11 protein-coding genes are annotated in these 17981 nt (G+C 63.7%); 1 reads left to right on the top strand and 10 read right to left on the bottom strand.

What is annotated here, in order from left to right; genetic code table 11:
- Positions 1 to 43: 43 nt before the first annotated feature.
- The 7 genes from OEG79_RS18505 to OEG79_RS18475 form a co-directional block, all read right to left on the bottom strand.
- Entirely contained in the window at positions 44 to 1321 is a 1278-nt protein-coding gene (locus tag OEG79_RS18505; RefSeq protein ID WP_264146402.1) for a bifunctional O-acetylhomoserine aminocarboxypropyltransferase/cysteine synthase, read from the bottom strand.
- Positions 1322 to 1443: 122 nt separating this feature from the next.
- Positions 1444 to 3234, bottom strand: a complete 1791-nt coding sequence (locus OEG79_RS18500; protein WP_264146401.1) for an SLC13 family permease — start codon at positions 3232 to 3234, stop codon at positions 1444 to 1446.
- Positions 3235 to 3488: 254 nt separating this feature from the next.
- The gene (gene selO, locus OEG79_RS18495) at positions 3489 to 4952 is read right to left on the bottom strand and encodes a protein adenylyltransferase SelO (RefSeq protein ID WP_264146400.1); all 1464 of its coding nucleotides are present in this window, start codon (positions 4950 to 4952) and stop codon (positions 3489 to 3491) included.
- Between the two features lie 17 nt (positions 4953 to 4969).
- Positions 4970 to 8317, bottom strand: a complete 3348-nt coding sequence (gene mscK / locus OEG79_RS18490; RefSeq protein ID WP_264146399.1) for a mechanosensitive channel MscK — start codon at positions 8315 to 8317, stop codon at positions 4970 to 4972.
- A gap of 125 nt (positions 8318 to 8442) precedes the next feature.
- Positions 8443 to 10188, bottom strand: a complete 1746-nt coding sequence (locus OEG79_RS18485) for a potassium/proton antiporter (RefSeq protein WP_264146398.1) — start codon at positions 10186 to 10188, stop codon at positions 8443 to 8445.
- A 124-nt stretch (positions 10189 to 10312) separates the two neighbouring features.
- The gene (locus tag OEG79_RS18480; RefSeq protein WP_264146397.1) at positions 10313 to 12118 is read right to left on the bottom strand and encodes an acyl-CoA dehydrogenase; all 1806 of its coding nucleotides are present in this window, start codon (positions 12116 to 12118) and stop codon (positions 10313 to 10315) included.
- Positions 12119 to 12237: 119 nt separating this feature from the next.
- On the bottom strand, positions 12238 to 13290 hold the full coding sequence (locus tag OEG79_RS18475; RefSeq protein WP_264146396.1) for an NAD(P)H-dependent flavin oxidoreductase: 1053 nt from the start codon (positions 13288 to 13290) through the stop codon (positions 12238 to 12240).
- A gap of 107 nt (positions 13291 to 13397) precedes the next feature.
- On the opposite strand from OEG79_RS18475, the gene OEG79_RS18470 reads away from it, so the two are divergent.
- Entirely contained in the window at positions 13398 to 14246 is an 849-nt protein-coding gene (locus OEG79_RS18470; protein ID WP_264146395.1) for a 23S rRNA (adenine(2030)-N(6))-methyltransferase RlmJ, read from the top strand.
- 63 nt (positions 14247 to 14309) lie between these two features.
- Here OEG79_RS18470 and OEG79_RS18465 read toward each other — a convergent pair whose 3' ends face one another.
- Genes OEG79_RS18465 through OEG79_RS18455 form a run of 3 tightly spaced genes read right to left on the bottom strand, consistent with a single transcriptional unit; the run spans position 14310 to position 17931 of the window.
- Positions 14310 to 14507 carry a putative motility protein gene (locus OEG79_RS18465; RefSeq protein WP_264146394.1) on the bottom strand — a complete coding sequence of 66 codons (198 nt, stop codon included), beginning with the start codon at positions 14505 to 14507 and terminating at the stop codon, positions 14310 to 14312.
- A 13-nt stretch (positions 14508 to 14520) separates the two neighbouring features.
- On the bottom strand, positions 14521 to 15174 hold the full coding sequence (gene msrA, locus OEG79_RS18460; RefSeq protein ID WP_264146393.1) for a peptide-methionine (S)-S-oxide reductase MsrA: 654 nt from the start codon (positions 15172 to 15174) through the stop codon (positions 14521 to 14523).
- Between the two features lie 51 nt (positions 15175 to 15225).
- Positions 15226 to 17931, bottom strand: a complete 2706-nt coding sequence (locus tag OEG79_RS18455; protein WP_264146392.1) for a putative bifunctional diguanylate cyclase/phosphodiesterase — start codon at positions 17929 to 17931, stop codon at positions 15226 to 15228.
- Between the last annotated feature and the right edge of the window lie 50 nt (positions 17932 to 17981).

The raw sequence follows: 17981 nt of genomic DNA, 5'->3' as shown, positions 1-17981 counted from the left end.
CAATGACATCTATCTGGAGCCGACACCATGGCTTTTCAAGCGATCAGCCGCGCGATGCCTCGAGCGCCTGGCTCAGGTCGGCAAGGATGTCGTCGATATGCTCGATGCCGATGGACAGGCGCACCATGTCGCGTGGTACGCCGGCCTTCTGCAGTTCCTCGTCGCTGAGCTGGCGATGGGTGGTGGACGCCGGGTGGCAGGCCAGCGACTTGGCATCGCCGATATTGACCAGGCGTACTACCAGTTGCAGCGCGTCGATGAAGCGCGCGCCGGCCTCCTGCCCGCCCTGAATGCCGAACGAGAGGATCGCCGCCGGCTTGCCGCCGAAGTAGCGCTGCGCCAGATCGTGTTCGGGGTGATCGGCCAGGCCGGCGTATTTCACCCAGGCCACTTGCGGGTGACTTTGCAGGTACTGCGCCACTTTCAGCGCGTTCTCGGTGTGCCGCTCCATTCGCAGGGCCAGGGTTTCCAGGCCCTGCAGGATGAGGAAGGCGTTGAACGGCGACAGCGCCGCGCCGGTGTTGCGCAGCGGTACCACGCGGCAGCGGCCGATGAAGGCGGCGGGGCCGAAGGCTTCGGTGTAGGTCACGCCGTGGTAGGACGGGTCCGGGGTGTTGAGCAGCGGGAAGCGCGCCTTGTTGTCGACCCAGGGGAACTTGCCGGAGTCGACGATGATGCCGCCGATGCTGGTGCCGTGGCCGCCGATGTACTTGGTCAGCGAGTGCACGACGATGTCCGCGCCATGCTCGAAGGGGCGGCAGAGAATCGGCGTGGCCACGGTGTTGTCGACGATCAGCGGCACACCATGGCGGTGCGCGGCGTCGGCCAGCGCCTTGAGGTCGACGATGTTGCCGGCCGGGTTGCCGATGGACTCGCAGAATACGGCCTTGGTGCGTTCGTCGATAAGCGCTTCCAGCGCGGCGATGTCATCGTGGGCGGCGAAGCGGGTCTCGATGCCGAAACGCGGCAGGGTGTGGGCCAGCAGGTTGTAGGTGCCGCCGTAGAGCTTGGCCACCGAGACGATGTTGTCGCCGGCCTCGGCCACGGTCTGGATGGCATAGGTGATGGCGGCCATGCCCGAGGCCACGGCCAGCGCTCCGACACCACCTTCCAGCGCCGCCACACGCTCTTCGAGCACGGCGTTGGTCGGGTTCATGATGCGTGAATAGATGTTGCCGGCGACCTTCAGGTCGAACAGGTCGGCACCGTGCTGGGTGTCGTCGAAGGCGAAGGAGCTGGTCTGGTAGATCGGCACCGCCACCGCCTTGGTGGTCGGATCGGGGCTGTAGCCGGCGTGAATGGCCAGGGTTTCCAGTTTCATGCGCACGTTCCTTGAGGGCAGCTTGAAAGGATCGCAGCATGGAGAAAGCAACAAGGCCCAGTCAATGCGCTGGAGCAATGAAACGGGCCTTGATTTAGAACTTTGTATTCGCGGCTTATGCCTTACACCGGCGTCAGCGGGAAGAACCAGGGGATGAACAGCGTAGCGACGCCCCACAGCAGCAGGTTCAGCGGGATACCGATTTTCATGAAGTCGGTGAAGCGATAGCCGCCGGCGTTGTAGACGAAGGTGTTGGTCTGGTAGCCGATCGGGGTGGCGAAGCTGGCGCTGGCGGCGAACATCACTGCGACCACGAAGGCGCGTGGATCGACGCCCAGGTGCTGAGCCATGCCGATGGCGATGGGCGTTACCAGTACGGCCACCGCGTTGTTCGACAGCATCTCGGTAAGGATAGAGGTGAACAGGTAGATGAAGCTCAGCATCAGCAGAGGGCCTGCCCACGGCAGCCAGCCCATGATGTTCTCCACCAGCAGCTTGACCAGGCCCACCTTGTCCATGGCGACGCTGATGGCCAGCATGCCGAAGATCAGGCTGAGAATCTTCCAGTCCACGGCCTTGTAGGCATCTTCCACGTCCAGGCAGCGGGTGGCCAGTACGGTCACGGCGCCAATGATCGCCAATCCCTCGATGGGCATCACGTCACAGGCGGCCAACAGCATCACGGCCAGGGTCGCGAGAATGGCGATGGGCGCCTTGTCGCGGCGGAAGGCCCGTTCCTGCACGGCGTTGAGGCTGATCAGCTCGCCGTTGTCGGCGAAACGCCTGATCTGCGCCGGCGTGCCTTCGACCAGCATGACGTCGCCGAACTGCAGCTCGAACTCGTCGAGGTTGCCCTGCACGTTCTCGTCCTGGCGGTGCACGGCGAGCACGGCGATGCCGTAACGCGCGGTGAGGTCGAGGTCGCGCATCGGTCGGTGGCTGTAACGCGAGTTACGCCCGACGATGGCTTCAGCGAGGATCACGTCGTGGCTGCTGATGGTCTCGAAGGCATCACCACGGTTGAAACTCAGGTGGCCGCTTTCGCGCAGTTCCACGACATCCTTGACCTGGCCGTGCAGCACCAGGCGGTCGCCGCTGGCGAGCAGGGTCTCGGCGCTCGGCTCGGTCAGCTCGCGTTCGTCACGAAACAACTTGAGCACCTGCAGGCCGCTACCACCGTTGAGGTGGGCCTCGTGCAGGGTCTTGCCGATCATCGGCGAGTCGTGCGGCACCAGCAGTTCGGTCATGAAGGTACGGGACAGATCCGGACGCAGCTGGCGTGACAGGGTTTCCCGTTCCGGCAGCAGGCGATAGCCGATGGTCAGCAGATAGAGCATGCCGAAGGCCGCCATCACCAGACCGACGCCGGTGATCTCGAAGATGCCGAACGGCGCCATGCCGGCCTTGCGTGCCACGCCGTCGACCAGAATGTTGGTCGAGGTTCCGATCATGGTCAGGGTGCCACCGAGGATGGTGGCGTAGGACAGCGGGATCAGTAGCTTGGACGGCAGGGTGCCGGCGCGGCGTGCCAGGGCGATGGCCACTGGTGTGAGGATGGCCACCACCGGTGTGTTGTTCAGGCAGGCGGATGCCACCAGGGCGGTGACGGTCAGGCCGGTGAGTACGCGGATCGGGCTGGTGCCGACCAGTTCACCCAGCCAGTTGCCGAGTGCATCGATGCAGCCGGTACGTTCCAGTGCGGCGGAGATCACGAACATGCAGGCGATGGTTACCGGCGCGGAGTTCGACAGTACGCTGAGCACCTCGCCCGGCGTCAGCAACTGGGTGACCAGCAGGGCCGCTACGGCGATGGCCGCGACGATGTCCGGGCTCCATTTCTCGCGGACGAAGGCATAGAGCACCCAGATCAGCAGGGCGCCGACGAACAGAAGGGGCAGGGAATCCCAGAGCATGAAAATCCTTGGAACCGGCCTCTGCTCCGCAAGCTGCCCCGGCCTTTCAGGCGGCAGGATTCAGTGGGCTGGAGCTGGGCAGATTCTTTGCGTCGAATCTCGTGTGAGGTATCGGGCGCGCACTGGGCGGCCTGGCTGGGCGCCAAGATAGAGGGCTTCTTATAGATAGTCTAAGAATGTTTGGGCAGATTGATATGCCATTTCGATTTAACAGGTCGGCTGCCTTGATGGTGTTGCTGCGCTGATCCAGGGCCTTACGAGGAGCAACTGATTTCCAGGTGCTTGCCCCACTCCGGTGGACGTTCGGCGTAGCGCTCCTGACCCGGCTGTTCGTCGAACGGACGTGACAGCACCGCGTGCAGTTCGCGTACCGGAGCGTAGTCGCCGGCCTCGGCGGCTTCGATGACCTGCTGCGCCAGGTAGTTGCGCAGGATGTACTTCGGGTTGACCGCATGCATGCGCGCCCGGCGTTCGTTCTGTTCGCCGCCTTCCCGTTCGCAACGCGCCAGGTAGTCCTGGCCCCAGGCATCGAAGCCGGCCAGGTCGACGAAATCGTTGCGCACCACCTGCAGCGCCCCGGCAGGTGCCTGTTCGCCAAGGTGGCGGAAGAACAGCGTGTAGTCGGTGGCCTTGCCCTGCTGCATCAGCTGCAGCAGACGCTGGATCAGCGCTTCGTCGCCGTCCTCGGCGCTGACGAAGCCCAGACGCTTGCGCATCAGGTCCAGGTAGTGCGCCTGATACAGCGGCAGGAACAGTTCCAGCGCCTCGCGCAGCTTCTCCACGGCGGCGAAGGGCGTCAGCGCCTGGGCCAGGGCGGCGAGGTTCCAGTGGGCAATGGGCACCTGATTGCTGAAGCTGTAGCGGCCGCTGTCGTCGGAGTGGTTGCAGATGTGGTTGGTGTCGAAGTCGTCGAGGAAGGCGTAGGGGCCGTAGTCGAAGGTGATGCCGAGAATCGACATGTTGTCGGTGTTCATCACGCCGTGGCAGAACCCGTAGGCTTGCCAGTGGGCGATCATCGCGGCGGTGCGCTCGATTACCTCACTCAGCAGCGCCAGCCAGGGTTCGTCCTGCTCCAGGCAGGCCGGGAAATGACAGGCCATGACGTGCTCGCCGAGGGTCTTCAGGTGTTCGTGCTGGCGCGTGTAGTAGAAGTATTCGAAGTGGCCGAAGCGCACGTGGCTTTGCGCCAGGCGCAGCACCATCGCCGCGCTTTCCTTTTTCTCGCGCCACACCGGTGTTGTCGAGCCGGTGACGCACAGCGCGCGCGAGCTGGGGATGCCGAGTGCGTGCAGATGTTCGCTGGCAAGAAACTCGCGAATCGAGCTGCGCAGCACCGCGCGGCCGTCGCCCATGCGCGAGTAGGGCGTCATGCCGGCGCCTTTGAGGTGCAGATCCCAGTGTTCGCCAGCGTCGTTGACCACTTCGCCGAGCAGCAGGCCGCGACCGTCGCCCAGGCGCGGAGTGTAGCCACCGAACTGGTGGCCGGAGTAGACCATGGCGCGCGGTTCGGCCTGTTCCCACAGCTTGTGTCCGGCGAACAGTTCGGCGAACTCGCTGCGCTGGGCTTGGTCGGGCGCCAGATCGAGCAGGGTCATGGCCGCTTCGCTTGCCACCACCAGGCGTGGCTGCTCGATGGGCTCGGGCAGCACTTCGGTGGAGAAGACGTCACCGAGGCGGGCGAAGCGGTTGTCGAAGGTCAGTGCGTCTAGCGTTTTCATGGGCGGTCTGTGCGGGCTCAGGTGGTGGCTGGCGGCGACGATTTACGCGACAGGGAAGCGGCCGCGCCGGCAGCCGCTGCGGTTTGCAGGGCCTGCTTGTTCTCGAGCAGGTGTTCGTCATGCTGGAAGTTCTTGACGTGAACCTCGACCTGGCGGAAGGCGATGCTGATGCCATGCTTGGCAAATTCACGGTCGATGAACCGGTTGATTTCGTCGGTCGCCGGATTGCGGTCGCCGAGGTCGCGTACATGGACGCGCAGTTCGTGTTCCAGGCTGCTGTCAGCGAACTTGAGGAAGTACACGATCGGCTCGGGCTCCTTGAGAACGCGAGAGTTTTCCTTCGCAGCCTCAAGCAGCAGGTTGCGCACCAGGTCCAGATCCGAGCCGTAGCCTACGCCGACCTTGACGGTCACGCGGGTCACGGTATCGCTCAGCGACCAGTTGATCAGTTGGCCGGTGATGAAGGTCTTGTTCGGAACGATGATTTCCTTGTGGTCGAAGTCGGTAATGGTGGTGGCCCGGATGCGAATCCGACTCACCGTGCCGGACAGATTGCCGATGGTCACCACGTCGCCGATGCGCACCGGGCGCTCGAACAGGATGATCAGGCCGGAGATGAAGTTGGCAAAGATTTCCTGCAGGCCGAAACCGAGGCCCACCGACAGCGCTGCCACCAGCCACTGCAATTTGTCCCAGCTCACGCCGAGCGTTGAGAGCGTACTGACGATACCAATACCGACCAGCACATAGGACAGCAGGGTGGTGGTGGCATAGGCGCTGCCTTGTGCCAGGCGCATGCGCGACAGTACCAGTACCTCCAGCAGGCCTGGCAGGTTGCGCGCCAGGGCGAAGGTAATGGCGATGATGAGCAGGGCGCCCAGCACATCCATCAGGCTGATGGGGACCATGGTCGCTGCATCGCCAGTGCCGCTGCTGTACTCGTAAAGGCTGATGGTCTCGAGGTAGGTGAAGACGCTGATGAGTTCGGACCAGACCCAGTAGAGGCAGAGCAGAAAACCGCTGAACAAGGCCAGGCGGATGATGCGCAACGACTGCTGATTGATCTGTTCGATGTCCAGCGTCGGCTCGTCGATGGTCGAGTCGTGGTCGCTGTCATGCGCCTGACGCTGGGCCAGGGCGCGTTGATAGGCCAGGCGCCGCGCGGCGACGCTGAGGCCGCGAACGAAGGCGGCTTCCAGAATCAGCCAGAAGACCAGCAGGTAGAGCGTGTCGATCAGGCGGTCGGTGAGCTTCAGGGCGGTGTAGTAGTAGCCCAGCCCGACGGCGCCCATCAGTACGAACGGCAGCAGACAGAACAGCAGGCCAGCGGTGGAGCGCAGGGGCGAGGTATTCTCCCGTTGCGGCGTGCCGAGCAATACACGGAACAGTTGCCAGGCCATCAGGACGTAGCAGCTCAGCACCACGGCGATGCCTATGACATCGTTGGCCAGGCTGGCAGGCTGGTGCTCGGCAATGCTGGTGACCGCCACCAGAGCCAGGACCACGAAGCCCAGGTTGCGAATATGGCGGCGAATGAAGCTGACGCTGGCGGGCGGCCAGTGGAAGTGCAGCACCGCCACGCCGTTGGGCGAGAGGATGCGATACAGCGTGTAGAGCACCAGCCAGGCTTGCGCCATCTCGTACAGCGCTGTGCCGAGATAGAGGCTTTGCCCACGCGGATCCATCATCAGCGCATAGCCGCACAGACTGAGGAACAGCGCGCCGGGTAGGGCCAGTACGAGGTTCAGGCCGATGGCGAGCGGCGTGTGCAACTGGCTGTCGCGTTTGTAGTGGCCAATATCCTGATGCAGGCTGTCGAGTTTGCGGAACAGATACTGGCGTCGCCAGACGATCAGGGCACAGAGCAGCAATAACGGCAGAAAGACCAGTGGCCGCTCCAGCAGCACCATACGCAGATCCGTGGCGACTTCGCTCCAGGGCAGGTGCTCAAGTTGCAGCATCAGACGCCGTGGTGCGTTTCTGAGCCAGTCGAGGTCCAGCGGCTTGTTGCTGGGAATCCAGAACATCTGCTCGTCTATGGTGGCCCGCAGGCTGCTGGCCGTGCTGGACAGCTCCTTCTGATTGAGCTGCAGGGTGATCGACTCGTTGAGCAGGGCGTTGAGCTCGCGGTTGAGGCGTTCGAGCAGTTCGCGGCGGGTGTTCAGCTGATCGCGCAGGGTGTTGCGCAACTCGCCCGTGACTTCCTCGGCGGGCTGGTTGGACAGCAGCCGATCGATATAGGCCTCGGGGTTGCTGATCTGCTCGCGCTGTTTGCCCAGGTCGAACTGGTACAGGCGGATGTCGGCAATTTCGTCCGCCAGCTTGCTGTCTTCCAGCTTCAGGTTGGGCAGCGCCTGTTTCTGCTGGTAGAGAATCCGTGACAGCAGCAGGCTGCCCTGCAGGACGCCGATCTGCTCATCCAGCGCCTGGTCGGCCTGCACCAGATTGTCCAGCTGCTGGCGCGTCTTGAGGTTTTCCTGGGTCAGTTGATTGAGGCGCTCGGTGGCACGCAACAGATAGTCGGAGAGCTTGAGGTTGAGGTTGCTTTCGCCTGCCAGCAGCTTGTCCGAACCGGCCCGCTCGGCCTCTCGCGACTGTTCGGCGACGGTCTGTTCGGATTCGGCGCGGCGGCGTTCATTGATCAGGTTCTGCAGGTCCAGGCGCTCCTGCTCGGCCCGGCGTATGCGCTCCTCGAGCAGCGCCCGCTTGGCGTTGCCCAGATCCTGCAGCAGGCTGTTGCCGGCCAGCTCCTGGCGGCGAAGCTGGGTCAGCGAAACAAGTAGCGCCTGCTCGGCGTTGAGCTGATCCCGACGTTCGGGCGTGAGCGTCTTGCCGCTGTCGCGACCGCTTTTCAGACTGTTGCTGATCTGCTGGCTGCGGGCCTGGTTCTGGCTGATTTCCGCCTGCGCGCGCTCTGGACGGGTTTGCGCGGTAATCACCAGGCTGTTGGCTTCGATGATCGCCTTGTTCCACTCGCTGAGTTGGCTGGAGCGGTCCGCGAGCAACTGTTCCAGCTGGGGCAGGCTGGTGCGCAGGTGGCGTTCGGCGACCGGCACTTCCGGGCTGGTTTTCAGCTTTTCCAGTTCTCGCTGGGCTTCACTGATCAGACGCGGTGCATTGTCCAGTTGTGTGCGCAGATCCTTGAGACGCTGCTCGGCATTCTGCCGATCCTGAAGCATGCGCAACGTCTGCTCGAATGTCTGCTTGAGCGCCTGCTGTTCGGCCTCCGGCAGCTTGCGCTCGGCCAGGCCGTCCAGGCTTTGCTGGACGCTTTCGATCTTCGGTGGCTCCTCGGCAAAAACCTGCGAGCTGCCGAGGCAAAAGGCGAACAGGACGGCTGCGAGAGAGCGGCGCGACAATGGCATGGCGATTGGTCTGTTTAGTGGACGGTTGCGATCTGGTGGCCGCAGCACAACGAACACGCGGGCCTGATGGCCCGCGCACGATGCTGATGCTAGCAGAGTCCCTGTCGGGAGTTTTTAATCGCCTGCTAGAAGTGCAGCGCAGGGCCCGGGCGTGCGCCCTCGGGGAATTTGACGCCAACCTTGCGTATCTTGTTCCCTTCCATCTGCGCCACCGTCCAGGTCAGACCTTGCCACTCGGTCTGGTCGCCGACGATAGGCTCGCCGCCAATCTCGTGGGCGATGAAACGTCCCAGAGGCTGATTGCTCTCCACTCCATCCAACTTCAGGCCGTACAGCGCTGCGACGGCAGCCAGCTCGGCGTCACCTTCGAGTACGAAATCGCCGAAGAAGCGCAAATCCTGGCCACGTTTCGGGGCCTGGCTGAAGAGTTTGCCCAGCGCTGGCAAGTCCTCGTCGTGGCCGATCACGCAGAGAATGTCGCCTTCCTGCAGGGTAGTACTACCTGATGGGTGGAGCAGCTCGCGCCCCCGGAACAGCGCAGCGATACGCGTGCCTTGCGGCATGTTCAGCGCCCGCAGCGGCGCTCCGATACACCATTTTTCGGCACCAAGACGATAGACGAACAGCTCCCACTGGCTGGTCAGGTGGACTTCCAGGCCGGCACGCGATATCGGCGAGGGCACTGGCGGCACCTCCACCCGGGCCTTGCGCGCTGCCCAACCCAGCGTGGTGCCCTGCAGCAGCAGGGAAACCAGCACGATGAAGAAGGCGACGTTGAAGAACAGTTGTGCATTCTCCAGGCCGGCCATCAGTGGGAACACCGCGAGGATCACCGGCACTGCGCCGCGCAGGCCAATCCAGGAGATGAACACGCGTTCGCGCAGGTTGAAACTCTTGAAGGGCAGCAGGCCGATGAATACCGACAATGGCCGTGCGAAGAAAATCATCCACAACGACAGCAGCAGCGCCGGCACGGCGATCGGCAGCAGATTGCTCGGGGTCAGCAGCAGGCCGAGTACCAGGAACATGCCGATCTGGCTGAGCCAGGCCAGACCATCGAACATATGAAGAATGCCGTGACGGTTGCGGATCGGCCGGTTGCCCAGCAGCAGGCCGCAGACATAGACGGCGAGGATGCCGCTGCCGCCGATGATGCCGGAAATCGCGTAAATCATGATGCCGCCGCTGACGGCAAGCAGTGGGTACAGGCCGTCAGCCACCGACAGGCGGTTGATCAGCTGCAGGAGCAGCCAGCCGCCCAGCGCGCCCAGGGCGATGCCCAGAGCGAACTGCTGAACCAGGCTGCTGAGAATGCCCCAGCTAAAGCTGTTCTGCCCGGAGGCGATCATGCTGATCAGGGTGACAGTGAGGAACATGGCCATCGGGTCGTTACTGCCCGACTCGATTTCCAGTGTCGGGCCAACACGCTCGTTGAGGCCCTTGCCGTTGAGCAGGTTGAACACCACGGCGGCATCGGTGGAACCGACGATGGCGCCGATCAGCAGGCCTTCGATCAGACTCAGGTTGAACAGCCAGGCGGCCGCCACACCGGTCAAGCCGGCAGTGATGGCCACGCCCAGCGTGGCCAGTGACATGGACGGCCACAGCGCCACGCGGAAGGTCGAGGCGCGCGTACGCATGCCACCGTCGAGAAGAATGACAGCCAGCGCCAGGTTACTGACCAGGTAGGCCAGGGAGTAGTCGTTGAAGACGATGCCACCAATGCCGTCGACGCCGGCGAGCATGCCGACACCGAGGAAGATGACCAGAATCGGGATGCCCACGCGGGTGGACACCGAGCTGACCATGATGCTGAAGGCAACCAACAGGGCACCGATCAAGAACAGCTGATTGATGGTGCCTGCGTCCAATGTCTAACTCCTTGCGATGGTTATATATGCATTCAGCGTGCCAGCGATTCTAACCTGACGCGTGCCACGACTGTCAAAAAATCCATCCTCCCTTGTTTCAGCGCGTAACAGAAGGCATCAGAACTCAGAACCAGGTGTCCTGCATGCCCAGGCATGTGTCGTCACGGGCTTCCAGAATGCTCAGATCGTGGTGGCAGCCGGGGACCTCCCAGGTCAGGAAGTAGCGCGCGGCTTGCAGCTTGCCGCGATAGAAGGCCTGCTCGTCGGCATTGGCGGTGTTCGCCAGGCCCTGTTCGGCGCGGATCGCCTGCTCCAGCCAGCGCCAGCCGATCACCGTGTGGCCGAACACCTTCAGGTACAGCGCCGAATTGGCCAGGCCCTGGTTGACCTTGCCGTTCATCAGGTCGCCGAGCAGCGCCAGGGTCACTGCCTGCAGGCGTGCCAGCAGTTGTTCCAGCGGCTGGCGCAGGGCGTTGAGCGATTCGGACGCGCTGGCGCGCTGGCAGCAATCGTTGATCAGCTTGAGCAACTGCTTGAGCGCGGCGCCACCGTTCTGTGAAACCTTGCGCCCGAGCAGGTCCAGCGACTGGATGCCGTGGGTGCCCTCGTGAATCGGGTTGAGGCGGTTGTCGCGGTAGTACTGTTCCACCGGATACTCGCGGGTATAGCCGTGGCCACCGAGGACCTGGATCGCCAGATCGTTGGCCTTGAGGCAGAACTCCGATGGCCAGGATTTGACGATCGGGGTGAGCAGGTCTAGCAGCTCCAGCGCGCGGGTGCGGTCTTCGGCGGTTTCCAGTGTATGGGTGTCGTCGAACAGGCGTGCGGCGTACAGGCCGAGGTCGAAGGCGCCTTCGACGTAGGCTTTCTGCGTCAGCAGCATGCGGCGTACGTCGGCGTGCTCGACGATGGAAATCTGCGGGCTGCTCGGATCCTTGCCGTCCGGCTGGCGACCCTGCGGACGGTTGCGCGCATAGTCCAGCGAATAGAGGTAGCCGGCGTAGCCGAGCATGATCGCACCCATGCCGACGCCGATACGCGCCTCGTTCATCATCTGGAACATGTAGGAAAGGCCGTGATGCGGCTTGCCCACCAGGTAACCGACGCATTCGCCGTTGTCGCCGAAGTTCAGCGCCGTGGACGTGGTGCCGCGCCAGCCCATCTTGTGGAACAGCCCGGCCAGGGTCACATCGTTGCGTGCGCCCAGCGACCCGTCATCGTTGACGTGGAACTTGGGCACCAGGAACAGGCTGATGCCCTTCACCCCGGGCGGTGCGTCCGGCAGCTTGGCCAGAACCATGTGCACGATGTTTTCGGAGATCGGCTGGTCACCGCCGGAGATGAAGATCTTGTTGCCCTTGATCCGATAGCTGCCATCGGCGTGCGGCTCGGCGCGGGTTCTGATGTCCGACAGCGACGAGCCGGCGTGCGGCTCGGTCAAGGCCATGGTGCCGAAGAAGCGGCCGTCGATGATCGGCTGCAGGTAGCGGGACTTCTGCTCCTCGCTGCCGAAGGCCTCGATCAGGTTGGCCACACCCATGGTCAGCATCGAGTAGGAGCTGGTGGCGATGTTGGCGGCCTGGAAGTGCGCGAAACAGGCCTGCGACAGCAGGTTGGGCAGCTGCATGCCGCCCTGCTCGAAATCGCGGGTGGCGTTGAGAAAGCCCGCTTCATGGAAGGCGCGCAGCGCCGGCTCGACTTCTGGAATCAGCACCGCGCCACCGTCGACGTATTGCGGCTCGTGCTCGTCGTTCTTGCGGTTGTGCGGGGCGAACAGCTCCTCGGCGATACCGCGTGCGGTGCTGATCGCCGCATCGAAGGTCTCGCGGTTGTGATCGGCGAAGCGCGGGCGCTGGGTCAGAGCTTCGGCGTCGAGCACTTCGTAGAGTTCGAACGCCAGGTTGCGGGAGCTGAGCAGTGTCTCGGTCATGGATCGGGCCTCCAGATGATCCACCGAGTCTAGGCAGCCGGTTGCCTGGCTGCCCAGCATCATCATCGGCCGTGATAAAGCGCTACATCAGCCGTGGAGCCGTTGGGCAGTACTTCGTTTCAGCCTCGATGCGATTCAAGACCCCTTGCCAGCTCGCGGGTCAGCTCGGCCGCCGGCATCGGATGGCAGTTGGCGATATTCTGCCCGGCCCACAGCGGCGAGAAATCCCCGCTGCCCTGCGCTTCGGCCGCGGCACGCAACGGTGCGATGGCGGCGGTGGCCAGCGGGAAGGCCGGCGCCTGCGTACTGAGCGGTCCCAGCTCGCGCATCAGGCGGTTGACGATGCCGCGTGCCGGGCGCCCGCTGAACAGGTTGGTCAGCGCCGTATGGCGCGCTGCCGGGCTTTGCAGGGCTGCCCGGTGCAGGGCAGTAGTATTGGTTTCCGGGCACAGCAGGTAGGCGCTGCCGACCTGCACGCCTGCCGCACCCAGCGCCATGGCTGCTGCCACGCCGCGTGCGTCGCTGATGCCGCCGGCAGCGATCACCGGCACCGAGAGGGCATCGACCAGCTGCGGCAGCAGGGCGAAGGTGCCGAGCTGACGACTCAGGTCCTGATCGAGAAAGTGTCCGCGATGGCCGCCGGCTTCAAGCCCTTGGGCGATCACCGCATCGACGCCGCGTTCCTGCAGCCACAGCGCTTCGTCCAGCGTGGTGGCGCTGGACAGGATTTTCGCGCCGCTGCGCCGTACGCGCTGCAGAAGAGCTTCCTCCGGCAGACCGAAATGGAAACTGACCACCGCCGGGCGGAACTCTTCCACCAGGGCTGCTGCTTCGTCGTTGAATGGCAGGCGCCCCGGCCCGCTGGCAATGTTCGCCGGGTCCACACCCAGCTCGGCGTAGTAGGGCGCAAGGGCCTTGCGCCAGGCTGAGTCGCGAGCCGTATCCGCTTGCGGCGGTACATGGCTGAAGAAGTTGAGATTGAACGGGCGCTCGGTCAGAGCACGCATGGCCTGCAGTTCCTGGCGCAGGGCGGCGGGGGTGAGCATCGCGCAGGGAATGGAGCCAAGACCGCCGGCCTCACATACGGCGGCGGCCAGACGGTGATCCTGCGAGCCGGCCATCGGTGCCTGGACCAGGGGCAGTTCGCTGCCGAGCAATCGTTGCAGAGACATGGCGGTTCTCGCTGTCCTTGAGGAATGTGCAGCCTAGGCCTTGCAGGCACTGTCGAGCAAGCGGGCGCCGCCCTGTTAAACTGCGCGCCTGATTCGAGGACTCCCGAATGAACTACCGCCACGCCTTCCATGCCGGCAATCACGCCGATGTGCTCAAGCACTTGGTGCTGACCCGCCTGCTCGCCCTGCTGTCGAAGAAGGAGGCGCCTTTCGCCTACCTCGACAGCCATGCCGGACTCGGCCTCTACGATCTGCTGGGCGACCAGGCCAGCCGCACCGGCGAATACCTGGAGGGTATCGGTCGCCTGTGGCAGGCCACGCAATTGCCGGATGCGGTGGAAGCCTACCTGGAGGTGGTGCGGGCAATGAACCCCGATGGCGAGTTGCGCTACTACCCAGGCTCGCCGGAGCTGGCGCGCCTGCTCAGCCGCGAGCAGGATCGCCTGCAGCTCAACGAAAAACATCCCGAGGACGGTCGCCTGCTCAAGGACAACATGCGTGGCGACCGCCGCGTCGCCGTGCACCTGGGCGAGGGCTGGCACGTACCGCGAGCGCTGATGCCGACTCGTGAGAAGCGCGTGCTGCTGCTGATCGACCCGCCGTTCGAGAAGACGGACGAGCTGCAGCGTTGTGTCGAAGCGCTGAATGAAGCGCACGGCCGCATGCGTCAGGCCATCGTGGCGATCTGGTATCCGATCAAGGACGAGCGCCAGCTGGCGCGCTTCTATCGCGATCTGCAAAAGAGTGCCGCGCCCAAGCTGCTGCGTGCCGAACTCTACGTGCATGCCCCCGACGATGCGATGCGCCTGACCGGCTCGGGTCTGGTGATCAGCAATCCGCCATGGGGGCTGGAGGATGAGCTCAGGCAGCTGCTGCCCTGGCTGGCCGATGCCCTGGGGCAGAGCCTGGGTGGCTGGCGTCTGGACTGGCTGATCGAGGAAAAACCGGCGGGTTGAGTCACCTTCAGGCTCTGTGCTGGCACAGTCTGGCGGCCAGGGGCGGGATGCGAGGGCAGCCCCTCAGGCCATCACATCGACATGGTTGCCCAGATGTGGCGGGTTGCTCGGGGCGCTGACCGGTGCAGCAGACTGTACCAGCCCGCTGATGCTGGCGGCCTGCAGCTCCAGTGTCTTGCGCAGCAGCAGGAGCGACATCTGCGCCGCGATCTGCGTCGATGCCTGGCTCGATACCTGACTGGAGATGCTGCTCAGCTCCATGACCATCTGCCTCTCAGCGTTGAGGGGGTAGACATACGCCTGTTCCGCCGAGGCCGCAATAGCCTTCGGGGTTCTTCGCCAGGTATTGCTGGTGATAGGTCTCGGCGTAGTAGAAGGTCGGCGCCTCGATGATCTCGGTGGTGATGGAACCCAGATCTGCCTTGTCCAGCTCGGCCTGGAAACGTGCCTGACTGTCCTTGGCTGCCTTCAGTTGGGCCTCGTCCTGGCAGTAGATCACCGACCGGTACTGTGTGCCCTGATCGTTGCCCTGACGCATGCCCTGGGTCGGATTGTGCACTTCCCAGAACACCTTGAGCAGCGCTTCGAAGCTGGTCTGCTGCGGGTCGAACACCACCAGCACGACTTCGGCGTGCCCGGTCAGGCCGGAGCACACTTCCTCGTAGGTGGGGTTGGGAGTGAAGCCGCCGGCATAGCCGACCGCCGTGCTGAGCACGCCTGGCTGTTGCCAGAAGCGGCGTTCGGCGCCCCAGAAACAGCCCAGGCCGAACACCGCCTGCTGCAGGCCGGCGGGGAAGGGCGCCTTGATCGGGTTGCCGTTGACATAGTGGGTGTCGGCCACCGGCAGTGGCTCGGCACGTCCGGGCAGGGCCTGCTCGGCAGTCGGCAGGGTGTGTTTGTTGACGAGGATCTGGGAACGCAGAACCATGGTGATTTCCTGAAAAGTGACTGAAGAATGGACTACGCGTTGTGCCGCGTATTACGTCCGTTGGTCGGCCTGTGGCCGGCAGGGATAGCGGCGCAGGCTGTCGATCAGCTCTCGGCCGGGAATCGGTCTGTCGAACAGGTAACCCTGGCCGACGTCGCATTGCTGGCGGCGCAGGAACGCAAGTTGTGAGCCGGTTTCGACGCCTTCGGCGACAACCTTGAGCTTGAGGTTATGGGCCATGGCGATCACCGCAGAGGTGATTTCCATGTCGTCCTGATTGTCCGGGATGTCCTTGATGAAACTGCGGTCGATCTTGATCACGTCGATGGGGAATTTCTTCAGGTAGCTGAGCGAAGAATAACCGGTGCCGAAGTCGTCCATGGCCAGGGTCAGGCCCAGGCTCTTGAGGCGGCCGAGCTGATGGCGGGTGTCGTCGGTGGCTTCCAGCAGCAGGCTTTCGGTCAGCTCCAGCTCCAGCAGCTGTGGGTCAAGCTGTTCTTCGTGCAGGATGGCCGCGATGGAGCCGACCAGATCGGGATCGGAGAACTGCTTGGGCGACAGGTTGATGGCCACCTGCAGCTCGCCCATGCCGATGGCGGAGATCTGCTTGCTCATGCGGCAGGCCTGGCGGATCACCCACTTGCCGATGGGGATGATCAGGCCGGTTTCCTCGGCAACGCCGATGAACTGGTCGGGGCGGATCATGCCCTTCTCAGGATGGTGCCAGCGCAGCAGCGCTTCCATGCCAATCAACTGGCCGCTCTTCAGGCACAACTTGGGCTGGTAGAAGACTTCCAGCTCGTTCTGGGTCAGGGCGCGGCGCAGGTTGTTCTCGACGAACAGCTTGTAGTTCGCCTCGGCATTCAGCGCTTCGGTGAACAGCTGCACCTGGTGCTTGCCGTTGGCCTTGGCCTTGTGCAAGGCAAGACCGGCGTGCTTCATCAGAGTCTGCGGGTCGTTGCCGTGCTCCGGGGCAATGGCCAGACCCACCGAGCCGGTGATGCTGATCAGCTGGTTGTCGACGAACAGGGGTTTGTCCAGCGTCTGCAGCACCTGGTGCGCGACTTCCAGACCGCTGCCCTGGTCGCAGCCGTCCAGCAGGATGGCAAATTCGTTGCTGGCGAAACGTGCCAGCGTGCCCCTGGTACCGAGGCTGTTGCGCAGGCGCCGGGCCAGCGACGACAGCAGCTTGTCACCGGTCTGGTGGCCGAGGCTGTCGTTGATGCGCTTGAAGTTGTCGATATCCACCAGCAGCAGGCCCTGCGCCTGCTGGGCATTGCGCGCGAAGCGCTCTTCCAGGCTGCGGATGAACGAGGGACGGTTGCCCAGGTTGGTCAGATTGTCGGTATAGGCCAGGCGCTCGATGCGTTGCTGCGCCAGCTTGGATTCGGTGATGTCTTCGTAGATGCCGATGTAATGGGTCAGCTCGCCATTGTCGCCATACACCTTGGAGATCGACAGGTGGCCCCAGTACGGCTCCTGATTCTTGCGTCGGCTGCGAAACTCGCCCTGCCAGCTGCTGTGTTCGGCCAGGCTGGAGTCGGTATCGAACAGCAGGTCGCTGAGGTTGGCCAGAGCCGGCAGCTCCGACAGTCGATGGCCGCAGACCTCGTCGCTGCTGTACAGGGTAATGGCGGTGAAGCTGGGATTGACGTACTCCACCCGGCCGTCGCGGTCGACCAGCAGGAAGGCGCTGGCACTCTGTTCGACGGCGCGCTGGAAGAGGTACAGCGCATGGGAGACCGTGCGCTTCTCCTGGTTGATCAGTACCTGGGCGAACTGATCGGCCAGCTCGCCGGCGAAGGCGATCTCGTCGGCCTGCCAGGTACGTTGGGGTCCGATGTGCTCGAGGCAGAGAATACCGACCACTTCGCCTTCGATGCGGATGCTGGCATCGAGCTTCGAGGTGATCCCCAGCGGCTGCAGATAACCGGATGCCAGTTCGCGCGTGCGCGGATCGTTCTGGGCATCATGGGCATCGATCGCCCGGCCGCTGTGCAGGGCTTCCAGATAATGCGGGAAATTGCGGTTATCGACCGGTGGCAGTTGCTCGTGTCGGTCCAGGTCGCGCCGGTACAGCGATATGGACTCGAGGCTGTGGCTGCTCAATTGCCAGATCCCGGCACGGGCTACGCCGTAGACCTCGCAGGCTGCCCGGGTAATCAGCTCGGCGGCTTCCTGGCGCGGAGAGTCGGAGACATAGCGCTGGCGCGCCAGGCGTACGATCAGCTGTTGCTGGGTGTGCGAGCGGGCCAGATGCTGCAGGTGGTTGTCCTGGGTGCGCTGGTACTGCTGCAGGGACGTGCGCAGCTTCTGGTTCTGGATTTGCAAATCCAGCTCGCCAGGGGCGAAGGCATCGAAGCTGTCATCGGCGATCAGCAGATAGCCACGTAGCAGGTGGCGGTTGCGCTGCTTGAAGTGTTCGCCGATCTCCAGCAGGTTCAGCGCGCCCATTGGCGTGTGCAGGGTATAGCGCACCAGATAATGCGCATTCTGCTGCAGTTGCTGCTGGATGGCATCGTGCAGACGACAGCGTGCTTCCGGCTCCATCAGGCTGGCATAGGGTGCGTCCACCAGGGCGCAAAGATCGGCGGCGCTGATGCCGAGTTTACGTTCGCAGGCCGGGTCGAGAAAAAGCAGGGCCCAGCTTGGCTCGTTCAAGCGCTCGAAACGCAACATGCCGAGCCGCGAGGGCACTGGCAACTGCGTCACAACCTCGGCTGCCGGACGGATGCCGGCATCGGGATGGCTTTTCATTGGGCGTCGGGCTTCCAGTATGCTGACCGGCGAGGCTTCCGTTTCCGCTG

Origin of the sequence: Pseudomonas sp. Z8(2022), assembly GCF_025837155.1 — a bacterium.
Classification (GTDB): Bacteria; Pseudomonadota; Gammaproteobacteria; order Pseudomonadales; family Pseudomonadaceae; genus Aquipseudomonas.
Note: the sequence above shows the minus strand (reverse complement) of the source record. Positions and strands in the feature narration are given on the sequence as shown.